This window comes from Microbacterium atlanticum, assembly GCF_015277815.1.
GTDB classification, from domain to species: domain Bacteria; phylum Actinomycetota; class Actinomycetes; order Actinomycetales; family Microbacteriaceae; genus Microbacterium; species Microbacterium atlanticum.
In genome coordinates this window covers 354,421-374,906 of the sequence record NZ_CP063813.1, presented here as the reverse complement: position 1 = coordinate 374,906, position 20,486 = coordinate 354,421, and the positions used below count along the sequence as shown (strand labels likewise).

Genomic DNA, 20,486 nt, shown 5'->3' with positions numbered 1-20,486 from the left:
CATGTCGATCACCCCCTCCGCCACGGCGCTCCAGGAGGCCGAGGACATCGCCGATGGCGACGCGCCCGGCCTGCGCCGAGGCTCCCGCCGCCGCAAGCAGGGCGGCAACATGGCGAAGCAGTACCCGATGTGGTTCTACCTGCCCGCCGGCATCCTCTTCATCGTCCTGTTCATCGTCCCGACGATCGCGAGCTTCTACTTCTCGCTGACGCGGTGGTCGCTGTTCGACATCCAGTTCATCGGCTTCGCCAACTACGTCCAGTTCTTCAAGGAGCCGGCCCTGGTGCAGGGCTTCACGAACACGTTCATCTTCGGATTCGTCACGTCAGGCCTGAAGGTCGTTCTCGGACTGCTCATCGCGCTGCTGCTCACCGGCCGCATCATCGGCCGCACCTTCCTGCGCGCCGTCATCTTCTTCCCGGTGCTCGTCTCGACCATCGGCGTCGGAATCACCTTCAAGGTCCTGATGGACCCGTTCGACGGCCTGATCAACAAGACCCTCGCGGTGTTCGGCATCCAGGGCCCCGCCTGGCTCACCGACCCCTCGCTCGCCATCTATTCGGTCGCCATGGTGGACGTGTGGCGCGGCGTCGGCCTTGCGACCCTCATCTACATCGCCGGCATCGTCGCGATCCCGCAGGAGTACTTCGAGGCCGCCAAGGTCGACGGTGCGAGTGCATGGCACAGCTTCTGGAACATCACGCTCCCGCTGCTCAAGCCCGCCACCGTGACGGTCATCATCCTGTCGCTCATCGGCGGCCTCCGGTCGTTCGACCTCATCTGGGCCATGACGAAGGGCGGGCCGGGATTCTCGAGCGACGTCATCTCGTCGGTCATCTTCAAGCAGTACCAAGCCGGGTTCTTCGGTCTCTCGGCCGCCGGCAACGTCATCCTCTTCCTCGTCGTGACGGCCGTCATCGTGCCCATCTTCTGGGCCCTCAACCGGAAGCAGGTCGAGCAGTGATCGCCGCCGTCCGCCGCAACGTCGTCGGCGTCATCGCCATCATCGTCGCCCTGGTGGTGTTCATCGTCCCGTTCAGCTTCATCCTGCTGACCGCGATGAAGCCGCAGCAGGAGGCATCCCTCCTCCAGTTCAGCTGGCCCGAGCAGTTCGCGTTCTTCGAGAACCTCGTCGAGGTGGTCACGGCTCGCGACTTCATGCTCATCTGGGCGTTCATCAACTCGACCATCCTCACCGTCGCGTCCGTCACGCTGATGGTGGTGTTCTCGGCGATGGTCGGGTGGGTGCTGCAGCGCCGGCCGAGCAAGCTCAACCCGCTGATCAACTTCCTGGTGCTGAGCGGCCTGATCATCCCGCCGGCCGTCGTACCGACGATCTGGGTGCTGCAGGGTCTGGAGCTGTTCGGCAACCTGCCCGGACTGATCCTCATCGAGGTCGCGTTCGGACTCTCGTTCTGCGTGCTGATGTTCCGGGCGTTCATCTCGACGATCCCGCGGGAACTCGACGAGGCGGCGACGATCGACGGCGCCGGACCCCTGCGACTCTTCTTCACCGTCGCATTCCCGCTGCTCAAGAGCGTGATCGTCACGATCATCGTGGTGCAGTCGGTGTTCGTCTTCAACGACTTCCAGAACCCGCTGTACTTCCTGCCGGGCGAGCCCACCGTGCAGCTGACGCTCTACAACTTCTCGAGCCAGTTCTCGACGCAGTGGAACCTGCTGTTCACGAACATCCTGCTGATCACGATCCCGCCGCTGATCATGTACATCTTCTTCCAGAAGCAGATCGTCGCCGGCATGACCAGCGGAGCCGTCAAGGGCTGAGCGAACCGTAAGCCGAAAGAGGGGGCGGATGCTGCGGCATCCGCCCCCTCTTCGCGTACCCCCCATTCCTCACGCCCGCCGCTTGCTCGCGCTGGTCTGAGGCGGGTCGCCGAACGCGCGCGCAGCAGCGATGAAGGACCGCAGCAGCGGGTCCCGACGCCCAGCAGCGAACACCGCGACGATCTGGCTCGGGCGCGCATCGGTGATGGGGATGTATCGGAGATCGGCCCGGTCGTACGCGAGCTGGGCTTCCGCGGCGGTGATGTTGACACCCAGGCCAGCGCCCACGGCCGCGAGGATGCCCTCAAAGTCCGGTCCTACAGCCACCTGCTTGGGCACCGTCCCGTCCGGTCGCGGGTCGATGACCCACCACGCCAGGGTCTCCGCGTCGACACCGGTCGGCACCACGAACGTCTCATTCGCGATATCAGACAGCACCACCGCGGGCCGTTTGGCGAGAGGATGTTCCCGGGACACTACGAGCACACGCCGCGAGTCACGGATGTGAGCGCTTCGCACGCCGGCATCGGGCGCGGAAGTGAAGGGCGCGGCTGTGACCACGACGTCTGCCTGGCCGTTCAGGATGTGCGGTATCACTCCACCGAACGGCACGGTGACGAGCGTGATCTCGAGGTCGGGACGTTCGGCGCGGAGCGTGGCCAGCACCTGCGAGCCCAGATCGAACATGCCGCCCGCAACCAGCCCGACCCGGATCGAGCCTCCGGTTCCCATGGTGCGGGTCAACCACGATTGCATGTCGTCGTCGGCGTCCAGAACAGCCCGGGACGCGACAAGAAACTCTTCGCCGAGGCGGGTGAGCTCCACGCCCTTGCGCCCGGAGGAACAGCGGCGCCCCCAGCAGCGCCTCGAGCCGGGAGACCTGCACGCTCAGCGAAGGGGTCGCGATGCCGAGCTTCTCGGCGGCGCGGCCGAAGTTCCTCTCCTCCGCGAGTGCCACGACATAGCGGATGGTCCTGACCGGCAACTCGGGCATGCCCGCCTCCCCGCACCTTAGGCCGAGTCTAATGTCCGGTAGCCGGTTGCGCCTTGTTCCGTCGTCGCTGCGAATGTTTGCATGGGAGAGGCATATGGATCTCGTATGCCTCTCCCCACCCCAACCACTTGGAGCCCAGCATGCCCATGTCTTCTTCGCCCCCGCGGCGCGCACGGCTGACCACCGTAGCAGCGCTCGCGGTGGCCTCGCTGCTCGTCGGCCTGACGGCCGCGCCCGCGTCCGCGGCCAACGACGAGGTGCCTTGGATGGACCCGTCGCTGTCCGCTGACGATCGCACCGATCTCCTTCTCGCCGAGCTCAGCCTCGATGAGAAGATCACCATGCTCATCCAGTCCGGCGGCGCGGGCCTGCCCGAGCGCCTGATTCCCGCCATCCGCGGCAAGGACGGATGCTGCGGCCTCTCCGCGACCGACATCGACACCACCGCGCTCCCCGCGGGAGTCGCCCTCGCCTCGACCTGGGACCCCGAACTTGCTGAGGCCTACGGAGACGTGTCGGGTGACGAGGCGTGGCGCGCCGGCTACACCAGCATCGCCGGACCGACGATGGACCTCGTTCGCAGCCCGTACAACGGCCGGCAGTGGGAGTCCTTCGGCGAGGACCCGCTGCTCAACGGCGCCATCGCGACCGGCCAGGTCGTCGGCCAGGAGTCCAACCCGGTCCACTCCATCGTCAAGCACTACAACTTGAACAATCAGGAGACCCGTCGCGGGCACGTGAACGTGGTCGTGGACGAGCGCACGCTGCGCGAGGTCTACACCCGCCCGTGGGAGCCGGTGATCGCCGCCGACCCGGGCGCCGTGATGTGCGCCTTCAACAAGGTCAACGGCGAGTACTCGTGCGGCAACGGCACTCTCCAGAACGACATCCTGAAGAACGACCTCGGCTTCAAGGGCTACATCTCCAGCGACTTCAACGCCACCCACTCGTTCGCGGACTACGAGAACGGCCTCGACGTGGCCGGCCCCGGGATCGAGTTTTCGGCGAGCAACCTGAAGCAGGCCGTGCTCGACGGCACTGTCAGCGAGGAGCGCGTCGATGACGCCACTCGCCGCGTTCTCTACGCGCTCTTCTCGCAGGGCACCATCGACAACCCGCCCGCGAACTGGGATGTCTTCCCCCAGCCCGCATCCGACGCGCTGCCCGCGGACGTGCTCGCCGAGCACGACGCCGTCGCCGAGAAGGTCGCCACGGAGGGCATCGTCCTCCTGCAGAACGACAAGTCGGCGCTCCCGCTGAACGCCGGGAAGAAGGTCGGCTCCATCGCCGTCATCGGCGCCGACGCGGACCACTACATCGACGGCGGCGGCAGTGGAGCGGTGCAGAACCCGGCCGACCTCACCACCATCCTCGATGGCATCGAGGCGGCCGCGGGCGACGCGCAGGTCACCTACACGGCCGGCGGCGACCCCGTCAGCCTGGGCGACACTCTGACCGGCCTCGCCCCTGTGCCGTCCGATGTCCTCACCCCGTCGGGCGGAGAGCTGGGCGACGGACTGAACGTCTCATATACGGCAACCACGATGGGCATGACGCTCGACCGCGTCGACTCGCAGGTGAACCTTCGCACCGGGATCTCCGGCACGATGATCAACACCTCCCAGGTCGAGAACGTCCCGGCGCTGTTCGCCGTCGGACCCATCACGGCACGCTGGACGGGCTCCATCACCGCGCCGACCACCGGCGAGTACACCTTCGGGCTCTCGCAGATCGGTCAGGCGTCGCTGACCATCGGCGACACCCAGGTCATCTCCCCGGCAACGGGCGACAACGACGTGTACGGCACCGACCAGGCCAAGCTCAGCCTGAAAGCCGGTCAGTCCTACCCCGTCGTGGTGGAATACGCCACGGACGCCCCCAACCAGTTCGACGGCGGTCTGAACGACCAGGCGGGCGCCATGGTCCGCCTCGGCTGGACGCCGCCGAAGGGCACGACGACGGCGAGCCAGCAGGCAGCTGTCGACGCGGCCGCGGCTGCTGATGTCGCTGTTGTGGTGGTCCGCGACTACACGGGCGAGGCGGCCGACCGCGGCGACCTGACCCTGCCCCAGAACCAGGACGCCCTGGTCTCGGCCGTCGCCAAGGCCAACAAGCGCACGATCGTGGTGCTCGCCACCAGCGGCGCGGTGCTCATGCCGTGGCTGAACGACGTCGAAGGTGTCGTGCAGGCCTGGTACGGCGGGCAGGCTCAGGGCGACGCCGTCGCTTCGGTGCTCTTCGGTGAGACCAACCCGTCGGGCAAGCTGCCGATCACCTTCCCGGCGAGTGAGGCGCAGGTTGCTGACACCGGCATCACCAACGAGTTCGACACGCTCGCCGTCGTCGAGCCCGAGGTGCGCTACGACGAGGGACTGAACGTCGGCTACAAGGCATACCTTGCCAACGACGCGGCTCCGCTGTTCTCGTTCGGTCACGGACTGTCGTACACCTCGTTCAAGTACGACAAGAAGGTCACGCTCGGCACCACCACTGTCGACGGCGAGACCCGGACGACTGCCACCGTCACCGTGCGCAACCAGGGCAAGCTGACGGGCACCGAGAAGGTCCAGGTGTACGTCGGGAGTCTGCCGGGCGTCTCATCGCCGGAGAAGCAGCTGGCCGGCTGGGCATCCGTGACGCTCGACTCGAAGCAGTCGGCGGAAGTGACCGTTGTCCTCGACGAGCACGCGTTCCAGTACTGGAATACGGAAGCGGATGCCTGGACCACCGCCACCGGTTCGGTGACGCTCGAGATCGGCAGCTCCTCCTCCGATATCCGCGCCACGACCAAGACCGTCATCCCCGCGGGCTGACGTTCCAGCGCAACGAGAGGGCCGGCATCCCATCAGGGACGCCGGCCCTCCTGTCGCTAGTCGGTCAAGACGTTCACCATTCCGACGGACCACCAGTGCGAGGCATCCGTCCCCGTGTTGTGGATGCTGATGTACCGCGCCGTCCGCGACGCGAACAGTGCGTTCACGACGCCGTACCCGTCGCCCGCTGCGACCTTCGTCCAGGTGACTTTGTCGTTGGACGTGTACACCTCGTAGCCGCGGGGGTAGTCGCCACCCCCGTTGTCGGGGCCGCCGGTCTGGATGAGCTGGACGCCCTTGAACGTGCGGGCGGCACCGAGGTCGATCTCGTACCACTCGTTGTTGCTCTGCGCTTGGCCGGACTGCCAGCGGGAGTCCAGCCACTGGTCGATGCCGAGCCCCGCCGAGGCGGAGGCTGCTGACGCGGATGCCGTCCAGCCGGTGTGAGACAACGAGGACCACGTCACGCCTGTGGTGGTGGACCGTGCCCCGTTGTAGACACGCGCCTCGGCCACGCTCCACCAATTCGTGCTGGACGCTGCTGTGAGCTGCACGCGGACGTACCGCGCGCTGCGGGTGCCCGTGGCGATATGGGTGATGTGGGAGGTGCCGCTTCCGGTGGCCACCGCACTTCCCCAGGTGACTCCGTCGTTTGAGACGTGGATGGTGTAGCCGCGCGGGTAGTCGCCTGACCACACTCCTGCATCCAGTTCGAGCGCCGTGAAGGTGCGGGTCGCGCCCAGGTCGAGGCGCAGCCACTGCCCGGACGCCTGTGCGGCACCGGTTGTCCAGCGTGTACCCGCCGTGCCGTCCCAGGCCGCCGCCGCCGACGTGCCGCTTCCTGTCAGTGATGCCGTGGCCGCCCCCGCGTTCTTCGGCAGCAGCCCTGCCTGGCTGTTGTAGACGCTGACGTCGCCGATGGTCCACCACTTCCCGGCCGCTGCGGTGAGGTTGATCCGGATGTACCGCGCAGTCGCCGGTGCGAAGGAGATGTTGGTGAACGAGGATGTCCCGTTGCCGTAGGAGACCGTGCCGCTCCAGGTCGTCCCGTCTGGGGAGGTCTGCACCGTGTAGCTTCCCGGAGAGTCGGTGGGGAAGGCGATCTGGTTTAGCGAGATCTGGTCGAAGGTGCGCGATGCGCCCAGATCGAGGGTGAACGACTGACCGGAGCTCTGGTCGACGCCCGACATCCAGCGGGTTCGCGGGTTCCCGTCGATGGCCTGAGCCGGGGTGAACGCGTCCCATGTGTTCGTCGCCGACGCGCTCCACCCGGCTTTGCTGATGGCATTGCCGGTGGTCGGGGTGTACACGTACGTGGCGATCGTGTCGCCCGGGATGGTGTCGGTGAACTCGCCGTCGGGCGTCGCGATCCGGATCGGAGCTGCCGCCGTGTTCAGCTGGGTGGTGTTGAAGCGGGCCGGGTTCGACTCGGGCAGGCCGGTGGCGTCGGGTCGGTTGGCGACGACGATGACCACGGTGCCGTCCGGGTTCTGGAAGGCGACGTTCGAGATGGTGCCCATCCGATCGGTGCTGTCGATGCGCTTGGCGCCGAGTTGGATGCTGCGGGAGAACTGTCCCCAGATGTAGTACCAGCCGTTGAGGTCGTACTGCGTCGGGTCGCCTGCTCTCGGAGAGATGAGGGAGGGGGTGTCGGCGTCGGGGTCGGTCGTGCTCACCTTGCGGTCCATCCACCAGCTGGGTCCGGCGTTGCACAGCACGATGTCGTTCGTGGTGTCGTCGACGGCGTTGCACATCGAGTACTCGAACATCGTCGCCCACCCGGAGTAGCTGCTCACGCCGCCGCGGAAGAACTCGATGAGTTTGTTCGCACCCTGCGTGATCTCCGTCATGTGCTGAGTCTTCGTCGGATACTGCGCCGCGACAGCGTTGGGCTGCCACATGGTGGTGTTGTCGTAGTTGTGGAAGGCGATGCCGTCCACGGCCGGGTTGGTGGCGGCGTCGCCGAGGAGCGCGTCGGTGTACTTGAAAGTGTCGCCGGTGAGGTTGGCGTCCATCCCCCAGATCTTCGACGTGATCCCGGCAGCGGTGAACTTCTGCTTGAGGATCTTGGCGAAGTCCTGCATCTGACCGGGGGTGAAGCAAGTCGTCGGATACGGCATCTGGATGTCGGGTTCGTTCTGCAGCGTGACCGCATAGATCGGGATGCCCTGCGCGGCGTAGGCCTGCACATACTTGACGTAGTAGTCGGCGAGCACCGGGTAGTAATCGTTGGATGACCCCGTGTGGTGAGGACCGGTGTTGCCGTGCTGCACACGCGGTTCGGTGCCGTCGGTCTTGCAGTGCCCGAAATAGCCTTCCGGACCGGTGATGCTGTTGTTGGTCTTCATCCACGCCGGCGGCGACCAGAGCGACGCATAGAAGCGGAGTTCCGGGTTGATCTGCCGCATGCGCTGCATAATGGCGATCTTGCCGTCGCTGATGTCTCTCGCGATGGAGAAGGAGGAGAGCGTCGGGTCGGCCACGCCGTTGTTGTCGGCGTATGTCCAGAATCCCGTCGTCTTCGCGGTGCGGCAGAAGTCGGCGCACCCGATGGTGGTGCGCCACAGGTTCATGTTGTTGCCGTTGGCGCGGCTGACGAGGGCTTGCAGCGCGCTCTCGCGGCTGGTCGAGCTCAGCCGCTGCAGGTGGTAGATGGTGGCATCCTCGAGCGAAGAACCCCACCCCTCGTAGGACTGATACGAGACGGACGGGTCGACGTTGATCGTCATCGCCGAGCTGTTGCTCATCGGGGTGAGCGTCTTGTCGGGTTGCGGCGAGAGCCGATGACTGCCCTCGTCGACGTTGTAAGAGGTGTACGTGACGGAGACGGCACCGCCGGCCCCGGTGGATGCGGCGGCCGGCGCAGCCGCGAGGGGCTGGATCGCCAGTGCCACCAGGCCGGCTACGGCGACGGCGGCGACTTTGCGGCGGTTCTCTTGGACAGGTCTGGACATGGACAAGCTCCTTTGCTCATCGAGGCACACTGTGGTTGCGGTGTCCGCACATACGTCACCGGCCCGGGCGCATCAACGCGCCCGGGCCGGACACTGCTCAGTCGAAGTCTTCGATTCTCCATTCGTCATGCCAGTCGATGACCGGGCGGTCACCGTCGAACCGGATCGGCAGCCATACGTAGTCCGCGATGGTCGTGTCGACGTCGGCGAACTCCTCCATCGGCTCGTCGCCGTCCTTGCCCGGCGCGAAGTGGTCGACGAAGGCCTGATGGGCTCGCGCGCCGTGATCCAGGTACCGGGGAAGCCAGCGGTCGGCGATCGCGATGTAGAGGTCCTTCTTGCCGGGGTGTTTGAAGACCGACGAGATCTGCGAGTGGAAGGACGTGCGTGACTCGTCGGTGGGGTGCAGGTCGCCGAGTACCTCGAACGGACCGTGGTAGCTGGCCGCGACTGCCGCTTCGGACGGGTTGGGGTAGTACCCCGTCGTTCCGGAGGTGAGGAGGTAGTGCTTGCGGTTCCGGCGGAAATACGCCGGCGCCTCTCGTACGAACGGAGGCTGCGGCTGCGGGAAGTGGGTGGAGTAGTACCCGGTCACGTCCGTGTAATCCGTCGTGAGGTCTGCGCAGATCATCTCCGAGTGGACGCGCTCGAAGTAGTAATACGCCTTGCCGTCCTCCGGGTCGACGACGAGATCGAAGTCGCCCGCGCTCATATCCAGCGGTCGCAGCCAGGTGCGCTCGATCGTGTAGGGACCGAGGATGTGGTCGGCGGTGAGCACGGTCGAGCGCTGGATGGAGCCTTTCGTCATCACCTTCACCCAGCACACGTACTTCGCGGTGTGCTGGTTGTAGATGATGTGGGGGCGGTCCAGCAGCTGGTGCGGGTGAAGGGGCGATTCCTCGTCGTCTTGGTCCGGGGGGATGATGAGCCCCTCGTCCTGCCAGTTGTAGAGGTCCTTGGAGCTGTAGGCGCGGACGCCCCAGTGCCAGATGCCGCTCCCCGGGGTTGAGCGCTCCTTGTTCTCGCCGTACCAGTAGAAGGTGTCGCCGACGGTGATGACGGAACCGCCGTGTGTGTGGATGCGCTCACCGGAGGTGTCGAGCCAGACCTGGCCGGGGGTAATGCTGGTGCGGGGTGATGTCATTGCTGTCTTTCTTCGCCGTTGGCGAGGGTCAGGCTTCGATGGGATGCCGCTGCGGCTCGAGGTGAGCACCGTCCGGGCCGCCTGCGCGGAGGGTCGTCGTGTAGGTGTGCGTTCCCGGACCGACCGCGATGGCCTCGCCGCTGCCCGGAAGAACGACTTCGCCCGTGGAGCCCACCGGGACCTCGACGGTCAGCGTGAAGGTGTCGTGGTCGTGCTGCCACGAACTGCTGGCCGTGCCGAGGACGGAGTCGTAGCTGGCGGACGCGCTCGTGAGCGATCCTCCTGGAATGGGCGCGAACCGGATGGCGGTCCACCCGGGCGCGACGGGTTCCAGCCCCGCGACGGCCCGGTGCAGGAAGTCGGCGACCCCGCCCAGCGCGTAGTGATTGAACGAGGTCATGTCGCCGGGGTTGATGCTCCCGTCCGGGAGCATGCTGTCCCACCGCTCCCAGATCGTGGTCGCACCCATCGACACCGGGTACAGCCACGACGGCAGCTGGTCCTGCAGCAGCAGCCGGTATGCGTGGTCGGGCTTTCCTGCCAGGACGAGCGCGTCGCAGATGATCGGGGTGCCCACGAACCCGGTGGAGATGCGGAATCCGCTGCGTTCCACCAGCTCGGCGAGCCGTTCGCCGGCGGCGGCTGCCTGCTGCGCGTCGTGGAAGAGGTCGAACACCAGGGCGAGGGCGATCGCGGTGCTCGTATCGCTCACGACGCGTCCGGACGGGCTGACGTACTCGTCCTGGAACGCCCGGGTCGCCCGGGCCGCTACGTGCGCGTAGTGGGTGGCGTCGTCGTTCCGGCCGAGGAGGTCGGCGGTGCTCGCCAGGATCCGTGCCGTCTTGACGTGGTAGGCCGTGGCGACCAGGTGACGGTCGGTGTGGGATTCGCCGGGGTCGTGCGGAGGCGCCTTCGGGTCCAGCCAGTCGCCGAGTTGGAACCCGTCATTCCAGAGGCCGGTGTGGCCGGTGAGGCGGTCGACGAGATCGACCCAGGCCTTCATGCTGTCGTACTGCTCGGCGAGGATCTTCACGTCGCCGTCGTTGCGGTACATCTCCCATGGCACGATGACCGCCGCGTCGCCCCACGCCGCGGTGGGGAAGTTGGGGAACCCGCACTCGACCCAGGGGACGAATTGCGGCACGTGACCGTCGTCCCATTGCTCGACCGCCAGGTCGCGCAACCATCCGGTGAGGGTGCCGTGCGCGGCGTAGAGCCGCAGGGCGGTCGGGGCGAAGATCTGGATGTCGCCAGTCCATCCGACCCGCTCGTCGCGCTGCGGGCAGTCGGTGGGCAGGTCGACGAAGTTGTCACGCATGCTCCACACCACGTTGGAGTGCAACTGGTTCAGGCCGTCGTGAGAGGAGCTGAATCCGCCGGTGCGCTGCATGTCGGTGTGGATCACGACCGCTTCTACATCGTTCGCGGTCAGCGCTCCCTGCCACCCTTCGATCTCGGCGTACTGGAACCCATGGACGGTGAAACGCGGGGTGTAGACCTCGCCGTCGTGGCCGGCGGCGATGTAGGTGTCGACGGACGTCGCCGCGCGCAGAGGTCGGGTTCCGAGTTCGCCGTCTTCGATCACCTCGGCATGGTGCAGCCGGATCACACGGCCGGCGTCTGCCCTCGGCCGGATCCGCAGCACCCCGGAGATGTTCTGGCCGAAGTCGAGCCGGATGCGCCCGTTGTCCCGGTGCTCGATGGAGCGTGGCGGGATCGTCTCGATTTCCCGGACGGGAAGCGCGGTGGGCGCCTCGATGCGGGCGGTGAACCTCTCGCGGCCGAGAACGGTCGCGAAGGGCCAGGCGTTCGCGTCGTATTCCGCTGTCGACCACAGCGGGTCGTGGCGGCGAGCGTCGAACGTCTCGCCCTCGTAGAGTCCGACGGCGGCGATGGGAGACGGTGCCCATCGCCACGTGAGCGGGACGACGGAGGTCGCTCCGTCGATGGTGGTGACCTCGAGCTGGAGCAGTAGCGCGACGTCGGTGCCGTAGATGTCCCAGAGTCCGCCGTCGAAGCCGATGTGGCCCCGGTACCAGCCGTCTGCGAGCCATGCGCCGACGACATTGACGCCGCTGCGCAGGCGATCGGTGATGTCGTGCGTCTGGTAGCGGAGGCGGTGCCGGTAGCTTGTCCATCCGGGCGCCAGCCGGTCGTCGGAGACCGGGCGGCCGTTCAGTTCGAGTTCGTAGACGCCATGTGCCGTGGAGTAGATGCGAGCGCGGCTGATGAGTTCCGCGGCGAGGGCGCCGAGGTCGAACGACGCTCGCAGGAGGTAGCCGGGGCGCGGTTCTCCGGCGTCGGCACGCTCGGACGGACTGACGAAGTCCACCTGCCAGTCGTTCCCGATGCCTCGTTCGATCCGCATCGGCTCGGACCACTCACCGGCCGCGTCGGGCCGCAGGCGCAGCATCCCACCGCCTCGCGCTTCCAGCGCCGGAAACGGCCAGGCGAGGAGCCTGGTGCCGCTGACCGTGGTCGAGACGGATGCGCCGCCGTAGGGGGTGAACTCCAGTTCGTATGAGGTGGCGGGCTCGCAAGGGATGAAGGACAGCCGGGGAGCCGCCTCGTCGATTCCGACCATGCGTCCGCCGCGACGGTTTTCGAGCCAGATCTCCGTGATCGCCGGTGCCATGTCAGCCTTTCACCGACCCCGCGGTCAGTCCTCGCATCACCTGCTGGTTGAGGAAGAGGTAGAGGATCAGGGTGCCCACGACGTTCACGGCGATGCCGGCGAACATGGGCCCGTAATTGATGGCGCCGTACTGTCCGGTGAAGTTGAGCAGTCCGACCTGGATGGTGCGCAGCTCCTGCGTGTTGACGAACGTCAGCGCGACGAGGAGGTCGTTCCAGATGAAGAAGAACTGCACGAGCGCGACGGTGAAGACCGCGTTGCGGACGAGGGGAAGACCGACGGTCCAGAACAGGCGGTAGATGTTCGCGCCGTCGATCGTCGCCGCTTCGAAGACCTCACGCGGCACGTTTCGGAAGTACGTGGCCATCATGAACACCGTCAGCGGCATGCCGATCGCGACGTACGTGATGATCAGCGGCCAGAGCGTGCCCGTCAGGTGGAGCCTGAAGTAGATGGTGAACAGGGGCAGCAGGATCATCTGGACCGGGATCATGATGCCGGCGAGGAACATCAGCAGCACCACGCCGCGGCCCTTCCACACCATGACCTCGAGCGCGAAGCCGGCCGCGGTGCCGAAGAGCACGATGAGGATGATGGAGGGGAAGACGGCGAGCACGCTGTTGCGGATGTAGGTGCCCAGGCCGCCACCGACGAATGCTTCGATGTAGTTGTCGAACCCCCACTGCCGTGGGAGAGCCCAGAATGGTTCGCTGAGGAACTCGTCCTGCGTTTTGAACGACCCCAGCAGAAGCCATACGAGCGGGTAGACGACGATGACGAGCAGGATGAAGACCCCGATGATGACCGGCAGCTTTCGGAAGAACTTCCGGATGCCGCGGCCTCGATGGCCCGTCTCGGGTCGTTGGATGGTCGGCGACGCGGTCGTGGTCGGCTCGGCGATGAGTGCGGACACGGGTCAGCCCTTCGTGAGATCGCGTCGAGTGGAGCGGAAGATGAACACCGTCACGACGAGGCAGAGGATGGTCAGCATCAGCGCCACGGTGCTTCCGTAGCCGTATTGGCCGAAGCTGAACGCGGTGCGGAACATGTAGACGGTCAGCGGCGTCGTGGATGTGCCGGGTCCGCCGTTGGTGAGGGCGACGACGGTGTCGAACACCTTGAGCGTCCCGTTGATGGAGAAGATCAGTGCGGAGAGGAGCACCGGCAGCGAGAGAGGGAGCACCACGGAGCGGACGAGCCGCCAGCCGTTCGCGCCGTCGAGTCGCGCGGACTCGATGAGCTCATCCGGGATCTCCACGATGCCGGCGTAGAGGAGCACGGCGTAGAACCCCATGGAGCGCCACACGTCCATCAGGATGATGACCCAGAAAGATGCGTCCGGCTGTCCGAACCAGTCCACGTTCGGACCGCCGAGAAGGATGATGAGCGAGTTCACCGGGCCGGTTGCGGGGGCGGCCTCGAAGAGCCGGCTGAACAGCAACGCGACGGCGACCGTGGGAAGGATGACGGGGAAGAACACCAGGGTGCGGGTGAGCGCGCCGCCGCGCTTGAGAACGAAGGTGTACAGCAGTGCGAGGCCGTAGCCCGCGGTGACTTGCAGCAGAGTCAGCACGATGGCGTAGCGGATCGTGAATCCGACCGCCTGCATCGCCGTGGGGTCCTGGAAGAACTCGATGAAGTTGGCGAACCCGACGAACTCGAAGCCGCGAATCGCGTTGCCCTCGAAGAAGGTGTAGCCGGCGGACCAGAAGATGGGGACCAGCATCACCGAGGTGTAGACGAGGAATGCGGGGCCGAGGAGCACGAGGATCGCGCGCCAGTCGCTGAGCATGCGTTGCATGGATGTTCCTTGGTGTGGAGGGCGGGGTCGGACGTGGGCCCGACCCCGCCTCTAGGTGGTGCGTGCTCAGCCGTTCGCGGCCTGGACGAGTTCCATGAACTCCTGTCCGGAGAGCGTTCCGGTGGCGAGTCCGCCACCGTTGGTCTGGCTGACGGAGGTCGCTTCGGGCGAGAACGCCGCCTCGAACCACAGCACCGAACCAGGGGCATCGGCGATGACCTGCTGGACGGTGGTGGTCAGTTCGGACTGCTCAGCCGGCGGGTTGTCGACGACGAAGCCGGTCACCTGACCGAACTCGTTGAGAGCCGTGTCGCCGTAGCCGGTCGCGATGCACTCCAGCCACTGGGCCGAGCCCTCGTCCCAGCCGCTGGTGGTGAACATGGTGGGGATGCCGACGTTCGCAGGGACCTCGTCGGCGCTGCCGGCGCCGCCCTCGACGGCGGGGAAGGGCAGGAAGCCGATGTTGTCGGCCCCGATCTTGTTCTGCTCGGAGTCGTTGAAGTTACCCAGCGCCCAGCTGCCCATGTAGAAGAACGCACCGTCACCGGTGAGGAACTGGTTCATGGCCGTGTTGTAGTCGATGGAGCCGGCAGCGTCACCGAAGTAGCCCTCGGAGCCGAACTCGGCGATCGCGTCTGCCGCAGCCACGTACTCGGGGTCGGTGAGCGATGCCTCACCGTCGGCGACCTTCTGCAGCGCGTCGGCACCGAGGGAGCGGAAGAGATAGTTGCCCACCAAGCGTGTGACAGGCCATCCGTCCTTGCCCGCGGCGACGAACGGCTGAACGCCCGCGTCCTGCAGGGTGGCCGCCGCGTCGGCGAGCTCGTCCCAGGTGGCGGGCGGCTCGATGCCTGCGTCCTCGAGCAACTGCTTGTTGTACCAGAAGCCTTCGATGTTGAGCTCGGTCGGAAGCGCGTAGAGCGCGTCCTGGCCGTAGAGGGCCTTGATGGTCGATTCGGCGGCCGGCACGATGCGATCTGCGACGCCGAGCTTGTCGAGCTCCGCGCTGAGGTCGACCACGAGGCCGGCCTCGATGAACTCCTGCATCAGAGCCGGGGTGCCGCCCGCCATGCCGAAGTCCGACAGAGCATTGTTGCCCGCGAGCACCTGCAGCTGCTGGTCCCACGTCGTGCCGTCGACCGAATCGACCTTGAGAGATGCCGTCTCGTCAGCCGTCTCGCACTGGTCGCCCGCGAGCGCCTCGAGAGTTCCCGCGATGACGGTGTTCTGCGTCTGGCTGAGCACGCTGAACTCGCCGTCGCTCTTGGCCGCTGCGCTGTCATCGCCTGTGGTTCCGTTGTCGGCGCTGCCACTGCAGCCCGCGAGGACGAATGCGCTCGCGCCGACGATGGCCACTACCGGCAGCAGGCGCCCCATGTGCCTCGTTGCTGTGGTCATTGTTCCTCCTTGAAAGCGACGCTCCATCTTTGAAGCGCTTCAAGAATGAAAGATGGCATGCTCGCCTCGTGTTGTCAATCAGCGTTATCAGTTTGTGAAGCGCTTCATTTTTCCGCCGCTTCGCGTTGGGCTAAGGTCGAGGCATCCGGTTCGATGCGGAGTCGGAGTCGACGAGAGGGCATCAATGGCGGGTCAGCTTCGCAGTCCGAGCAGCGGCCGCCCGAGTATGGCCGACGTGGCAGCGCACGCTCAGGTGTCGATCGGGACCGTGTCCAACGTCCTCAACAGCCCGGACAAGGTCACGGACAAGACTCGGCGCAAGGTCCAGGCATCCATTGCCGAGCTCGGCTTCGTTCGGAACGACGCCGCCCGGTCCCTCGCTGTCGGCACGAGCAACGCCATCGGCCTGGTCGTGGCAGACCTCGGCAACTCCTTCTTCGTCGACATCGCACGGGGCGCCGAGTCGGTCATGCGACGACACTCGCTCAACGTGATGATCACGAACTCCGACGTGGATCGCGAGCGCGAGGTCCGCAACCTCGAGCTTTTCGAAGCGTCACGGGTGGCGGGCATCATCTTCGCCCCGCTCGATACTCCCTTCGCGCAGTCCTCCCTTCTCCCGGCACCCACTACACCGATCGTCCTCGTCAACTACGAATCGCCGACACTGGCCTATGCGGGCGTCATCGTGGACGAAGGGCACGGCGGCGCTCTGGCGGCCCGCCACCTTCTCGCGCTCGGTCGCCGGCGGCTGCTCTTCGTGGGAGGGCCGATGTTCCTCACAGCAGTGCGGGCCCGCCGGGAAGGCGTCGCGCACGCAGTCGCGGAGATCGCCGACGCGCAGCTGGACACGCTCGAGGTCGGCGGGCTGAATCTCCAGCACGGACGCCAAGCCGGACACGAGATCATCCGACGAGGAGCCGGTGAATACGACGCCGTCATCGCCGCATCCGACCTGATCGCGATCGGCCTGATACAGGTGTTGAACGAGACGCCGGGGTTCCGAGTACCCGTCGACGTCGCAGTGACCGGGTACGACGACAACCACTTCGCGGCCGAGAGCGCCATTCCGGTGACGACAGTTGCTCAACCGGGAGAAGAGATGGGCCGTGCCGCCGCGGAACTGCTGCTGCAGCACATCGACGACCCGAGCACACCGAACCGCACGATCACGCTAGAGCCGCATCTCGTGCCTCGGCGTTCGACGCTCGGCGACGTCTGGCGGCAGTAGTGGGCGGCTGGAAATCGGCCAGGGCCAATGAGAGACCTGGTCCGACGTTGTCAGCGTTCCGCTTCAGAACTGCGGTGGTGCTCCAACCCACCGTAAGTGGGTCCAGAATCCGCGAGATTCCGCGGGAGTTCGACTGGCCGTTCGGCACGTGAGAACAATATGGGAACAGAATTCATCGCGCTTAGGCCGCGAGACGCCGATCCGGGCTACCGGAAAGGGCGACTGATCAGGTATTTCTCGCAGCGGCGGTGATCTACCTATGGTGGGACTCTCGCGTGCCGCGAACGCGGCACCCGTCAGTAATCGACAAATCCCCGATCAACAGGAAAAGCCGCCGCGATGATGTCGCGACGGCTGTTTCCGTTTTGTTCCCAGTTTGTTCCCGTTAACTGAATTAATCGGGCCTGACCTGGGGTTTTTATGGCGGTGACGGTGGGATTTGAACCCACGGTAGGGGGTTACCCTACACAACTTTTCGAGAGTTGCACCTTCGGCCGCTCGGACACGTCACCGCCGACGAGTTTACGTCACGCCGTGCCAACCCGCCAATCGAGGCGATCGGCCGGGACATCGACACGGGACTACGTTGCGGCGCGGCGGGCGCCGGCGAGCCACGCGGCGAGCGCGAGAAGGATGCCGCCGCACACCCGCTCGATCCACACCGCCCCTTGCCGCTTGAGCACGCGGATGGCCTGCGAGCCCAGCACGGCGTACGCGAGCATGATCGTGAGGTCGAGCGCGCAGAACACCGTCCCGATGACGAGGTACTGGGGAAGCTGTGCAGCGGCCGGATCGATGAACTGGGGCAGGAGCGCCCCCACGAAGAGGTAGCCCTTCGGGTTGGTCACCGCGACGACGAAGCTCTTGGTGAACAGCGCACCCCGAGCGCCGCGAGGATCCGCCGTCGGATCGCCGTGCAGCAGGGCCCCCCGAGAGAGCAGCATCCGCAGCCCGAGGAAGGCCAAGTAGGCCACGCCCACCCATTTCACGATGGTGAACGCCGTCTCGCTCGCCAGCAGCAGCGCCCCGAGTCCCACGCCGACGGCGATCACCAGCACGATGTCGGAGGCGACGGCGCCCAGCATCCCGAACGTCGCGCGGCGCACTCCGTAGCGGGATCCGTTGGCGAGCGCAAGCAGCACGGTGGGACCGGGGATCGCGATCGCGACGGCGGCCGCGAGGGCGAAGGCGAGCAGGACGTTTAGATCCACGGGCGGGCCTTTGCGTGTGCAGGGCGCGAGGGATGCCGGAAGCGGCGAGTGGCGACGAGCTTAGCGGCAGGGGAGGACAGGACGCGAGCTCAGGCGGGAAGGAAGTCGCGGTGGTGGTAGCCGTCGGGGTCGAGCACCGCGACGGTGGACTCGCCGACCTCGTGGAAGACGCCGGGCAGCTCGTTGAGCGGCTCCGACACGACGACCTGGGCGTGGTCGCCGAACAGCGACAGGCGCTCCGCGCCGGGATACATGGCGCGGAGGGTCGGCACATCCGCGGAGTGGAACAGCGTGCGCGAGCGTCCCTGCGACGAGTACCGGAACGCCCACAGCGTCTTCCCGTCCGACACCGCCAGCGTCCCCTGCATCGGGAACCGCACTCCGGCGGCGTGGCCCAGCTCCTCGACGCGGCGGATGGCGGCACCCACGGCCGCGATCGGATCATCCGCGAGCCCGTAGGTGAGCGCCAGGTGGAAGAGCACCTCGGAGTCCGTCGTCCCCTGGATGAGCGGGTACAGCGCGGGGTCGACGGCGAGCGTGAGATCGCGCTTGATCAGCCCGAACTGCGCGATGGCGCCGTTGTGCATGAACAGCCACCCGTCGTGCCGGAACGGGTGGCAGTTCGTCTGCTGGATGGGCGGGCCGGCGGCCGCACGGACGTGCGCGAAGAAGAGCGGGCTGACGACCGCGCGGCTGATCTCACGCAGGTTCTGGTCGTTCCAGGCCGGCTCGATGCTGCGGAACACGAACGGATGCCTCGGGCCCGCGGCATCCGTCCTTCCCGCGTCTGCGGGGTACCAGCCGAAGCCGAAGCCGTCGCCGTTGACGGTCTCGGCTCCGAGCGGCGAGTTCTGCGACATCGCGACGACGGAGTGCTGCGCGTCGAGGATGAGGGTGGCGGGCCGCAGCGGCTCCCCCGTATAGGCCAGCCAACGACACATCGCAGCTCCCGCGAGGGTTCGGTGGGCACCGGACGGTGCTGCCGTCATCGTACGGCGGCCGCCCGTCTTCGCGCACCGCGTGGTCCGAACCCGCCGCGATGTCGTCGGACGGGTCTAGCGTGATGTCGTGACCGACCAGCAGCCAGGGGCCGACACGCCCGTCGCCGCCGCGCGCATGTCGACGACGCAGCGGTTCGTCCTGTGGATCGCGGTGCTCGGCTCGTTCGTGGCCTTCCTCGACGGCACGATCGTCAACGTCGCCCTCCCCGCCATCAGCGACGAGCTCGGCGGCGGGATCACGACGCAGCAGTGGGTCGTCGACGCCTACCTCATCACGCTGGGCGCGCTGATCCTGGTCGCGGGGTCGGTCAGCGACGCCTACGGGCGCGTGCTGGTGCTGCGCATCGGGCTGATCGGCTTCGGCGTCGCCTCGGTCGCGATCGCCGCGGCCCCGACCGCCGAGTTCCTCATCATCGCGCGAGGCGTGCAGGGAGCCGCGGGCGCCTTCCTCGTTCCCAGCTCGCTCGCGCTCATCACCTCCAACTTCTCCGGTCGCGCGCAGGGCCGCGCGATCGGAATCTGGACGGCCATGACCACGTCGGCGATGATCGTCGGCCCGCTCATCGGCGGACTGCTGGTCGACCTGTGGTCGTGGCGGCTCGCCTTCCTCATCAACGTGATCCCCATCGGGGTGACGCTGGTGCTGCTCGCGCGCGGCGGCTTCCGCGACACCCGCAAGCCCGGCGCCGCCATCGACTGGCTCGGCGCCGCGATGTGCACCCTGGGCCTCGGCGGCATGGTCTACGCGCTCATCGAGCAGCCCAACTTCGGCTGGTCCTCTCCGACGATCTGGCTGCCGCTCGTGGTCGGAGCGGCGCTGTTCGTGCTGTTCATCCTCCGCCAGCGCACGGTGCGCAACCCGATCCTGCCGCTCGACCTCTTCGGCGTCCGCAACTTCTGGACGGGCAACGTCGCGACGACCTTCATCTACGGCGCGCTCGCCCTCAACGGCCTCGTCGTGGTGGTCTACCTGCAGGAGGGCGCCGGGCTGGCCGCAACCCTCGCGGGACTCGCGAGCCTGCCCACCACGATCCTCCTCATCCTGTTCAGCTCGCGCGTCGGCGCCCTCAGCGGCAAGTGGGGCCCGCGCCTGTTCATGACCGTCGGCCCGATCACGATGGGCGTCGGCGCCCTCCTGCTGCTCACGGTCGGCGAGGACTTCTCGTACTGGTGGCAGGTGTTTCCGAGCATGGTCGTGATGGGCATCGGTCTCGCGCTCACGGTCGCACCCCTCACCTCGGCGATCCTCGGTGCCATCGGCCCCGACCGCTCGGGCATTGCGTCGGCCGTCAACAATGCGGTGGCCCGCGTCGCCGGACTCATCGCCATCGCCCTGCTCGCCACGATCGTCGGCGGGACCCTCGACCTCGACGGCTTCCATCGCGCCGCGATCGTCACGGCCGCGCTCATGTTCGCGGGCGGAATCACGTCGTTCCTCGGCATCCGCAATCCCCCGGCCGACAGCGAGGCGCCGCCGGGGTGAGGAGAGCGACGGATGCCGCGACCCGGCGCGGTCGGC

The 20,486-nt window shown here is 66.8% G+C and carries 15 protein-coding genes, 1 tRNA gene and 1 pseudogene; 5 read left to right on the top strand and 12 right to left on the bottom strand.

Going from position 1 to position 20,486, the window contains the following annotated elements; genetic code table 11:
* Window position 1 precedes the first annotated feature (1 nt).
* The gene (locus tag IR212_RS01670) at window positions 2-964 is read left to right on the top strand and encodes a carbohydrate ABC transporter permease (RefSeq protein WP_194397311.1); all 963 of its coding nucleotides are present in this window, start codon (window positions 2-4) and stop codon (window positions 962-964) included.
* Window positions 961-1,785 (top strand): carbohydrate ABC transporter permease, encoded by an 825-nt coding sequence (locus IR212_RS01665; RefSeq protein WP_228479429.1) that lies wholly within the window; start codon window positions 961-963, stop codon window positions 1,783-1,785. The genes IR212_RS01670 and IR212_RS01665 overlap by 4 nt, the downstream gene beginning before the upstream one ends.
* Before the next feature lie 69 nt (window positions 1,786-1,854).
* Here IR212_RS01665 and IR212_RS01660 read toward each other — a convergent pair whose 3' ends face one another.
* Window positions 1,855-2,610, bottom strand: coding sequence for a LysR family substrate-binding domain-containing protein (locus tag IR212_RS01660; protein ID WP_228479428.1), 756 nt, complete (start codon window positions 2,608-2,610; stop codon window positions 1,855-1,857).
* A gap of 13 nt (window positions 2,611-2,623) precedes the next feature.
* Window positions 2,624-2,779, bottom strand: a pseudogene (locus tag IR212_RS17315) (helix-turn-helix domain-containing protein); the annotation flags it as partial.
* A 146-nt stretch (window positions 2,780-2,925) separates the two neighbouring features.
* Between IR212_RS17315 and IR212_RS01650 the strand changes: the two are divergent.
* Complete coding sequence (locus IR212_RS01650; protein WP_194397309.1) at window positions 2,926-5,592, top strand: glycoside hydrolase family 3 protein; 2,667 nt, start codon at window positions 2,926-2,928, stop codon at window positions 5,590-5,592.
* A 56-nt stretch (window positions 5,593-5,648) separates the two neighbouring features.
* Here the strand turns inward: IR212_RS01650 and IR212_RS01645 are convergent, their stop codons facing one another.
* The 6 genes from IR212_RS01645 to IR212_RS01620 all read right to left on the bottom strand — a co-directional run bounded on the left by IR212_RS01645 (window position 5,649) and on the right by IR212_RS01620 (window position 15,524).
* Window positions 5,649-8,546 carry a discoidin domain-containing protein gene (locus tag IR212_RS01645; protein ID WP_194397308.1) on the bottom strand — a complete coding sequence of 966 codons (2,898 nt, stop codon included), beginning with the start codon at window positions 8,544-8,546 and terminating at the stop codon, window positions 5,649-5,651.
* A 97-nt stretch (window positions 8,547-8,643) separates the two neighbouring features.
* Window positions 8,644-9,690 carry a family 43 glycosylhydrolase gene (locus tag IR212_RS01640; protein ID WP_194397307.1) on the bottom strand — a complete coding sequence of 349 codons (1,047 nt, stop codon included), beginning with the start codon at window positions 9,688-9,690 and terminating at the stop codon, window positions 8,644-8,646.
* Between the two features lie 28 nt (window positions 9,691-9,718).
* Entirely contained in the window at window positions 9,719-12,325 is a 2,607-nt protein-coding gene (locus IR212_RS01635) for a family 78 glycoside hydrolase catalytic domain (RefSeq protein ID WP_194397306.1), read from the bottom strand.
* A gap of 1 nt (window position 12,326) precedes the next feature.
* Complete coding sequence (locus IR212_RS01630; protein WP_228479427.1) at window positions 12,327-13,238, bottom strand: carbohydrate ABC transporter permease; 912 nt, start codon at window positions 13,236-13,238, stop codon at window positions 12,327-12,329.
* Between the two features lie 3 nt (window positions 13,239-13,241).
* The gene (locus IR212_RS01625) at window positions 13,242-14,126 is read right to left on the bottom strand and encodes a carbohydrate ABC transporter permease (RefSeq protein ID WP_194397305.1); all 885 of its coding nucleotides are present in this window, start codon (window positions 14,124-14,126) and stop codon (window positions 13,242-13,244) included.
* Window positions 14,127-14,192: 66 nt separating this feature from the next.
* Window positions 14,193-15,524 carry an ABC transporter substrate-binding protein gene (locus IR212_RS01620; protein ID WP_228479426.1) on the bottom strand — a complete coding sequence of 444 codons (1,332 nt, stop codon included), beginning with the start codon at window positions 15,522-15,524 and terminating at the stop codon, window positions 14,193-14,195.
* 235 nt (window positions 15,525-15,759) lie between these two features.
* On the opposite strand from IR212_RS01620, the gene IR212_RS01615 reads away from it, so the two are divergent.
* Window positions 15,760-16,755 (top strand): LacI family DNA-binding transcriptional regulator, encoded by a 996-nt coding sequence (locus IR212_RS01615; RefSeq protein ID WP_194397304.1) that lies wholly within the window; start codon window positions 15,760-15,762, stop codon window positions 16,753-16,755.
* Window positions 16,756-17,051: 296 nt separating this feature from the next.
* Here the strand turns inward: IR212_RS01615 and IR212_RS01610 are convergent, their stop codons facing one another.
* The 4 genes from IR212_RS01610 to IR212_RS01595 all read right to left on the bottom strand — a co-directional run bounded on the left by IR212_RS01610 (window position 17,052) and on the right by IR212_RS01595 (window position 18,907).
* The gene (locus IR212_RS01610; RefSeq protein WP_194397303.1) at window positions 17,052-17,204 is read right to left on the bottom strand and encodes a hypothetical protein; all 153 of its coding nucleotides are present in this window, start codon (window positions 17,202-17,204) and stop codon (window positions 17,052-17,054) included.
* Window positions 17,177-17,267, bottom strand: a tRNA-Ser gene (locus IR212_RS01605). Before IR212_RS01605 ends, IR212_RS01610 begins: the two co-directional genes overlap by 28 nt.
* Before the next feature lie 69 nt (window positions 17,268-17,336).
* Window positions 17,337-17,966 (bottom strand): LysE family translocator, encoded by a 630-nt coding sequence (locus IR212_RS01600; protein ID WP_194397302.1) that lies wholly within the window; start codon window positions 17,964-17,966, stop codon window positions 17,337-17,339.
* An 89-nt stretch (window positions 17,967-18,055) separates the two neighbouring features.
* Window positions 18,056-18,907 carry a class II glutamine amidotransferase gene (locus IR212_RS01595; RefSeq protein WP_194397301.1) on the bottom strand — a complete coding sequence of 284 codons (852 nt, stop codon included), beginning with the start codon at window positions 18,905-18,907 and terminating at the stop codon, window positions 18,056-18,058.
* Between the two features lie 175 nt (window positions 18,908-19,082).
* On the opposite strand from IR212_RS01595, the gene IR212_RS01590 reads away from it, so the two are divergent.
* Window positions 19,083-20,450, top strand: coding sequence for an MFS transporter (locus IR212_RS01590; RefSeq protein WP_194398456.1), 1,368 nt, complete (start codon window positions 19,083-19,085; stop codon window positions 20,448-20,450).
* Window positions 20,451-20,486: the final 36 nt, after the last annotated feature.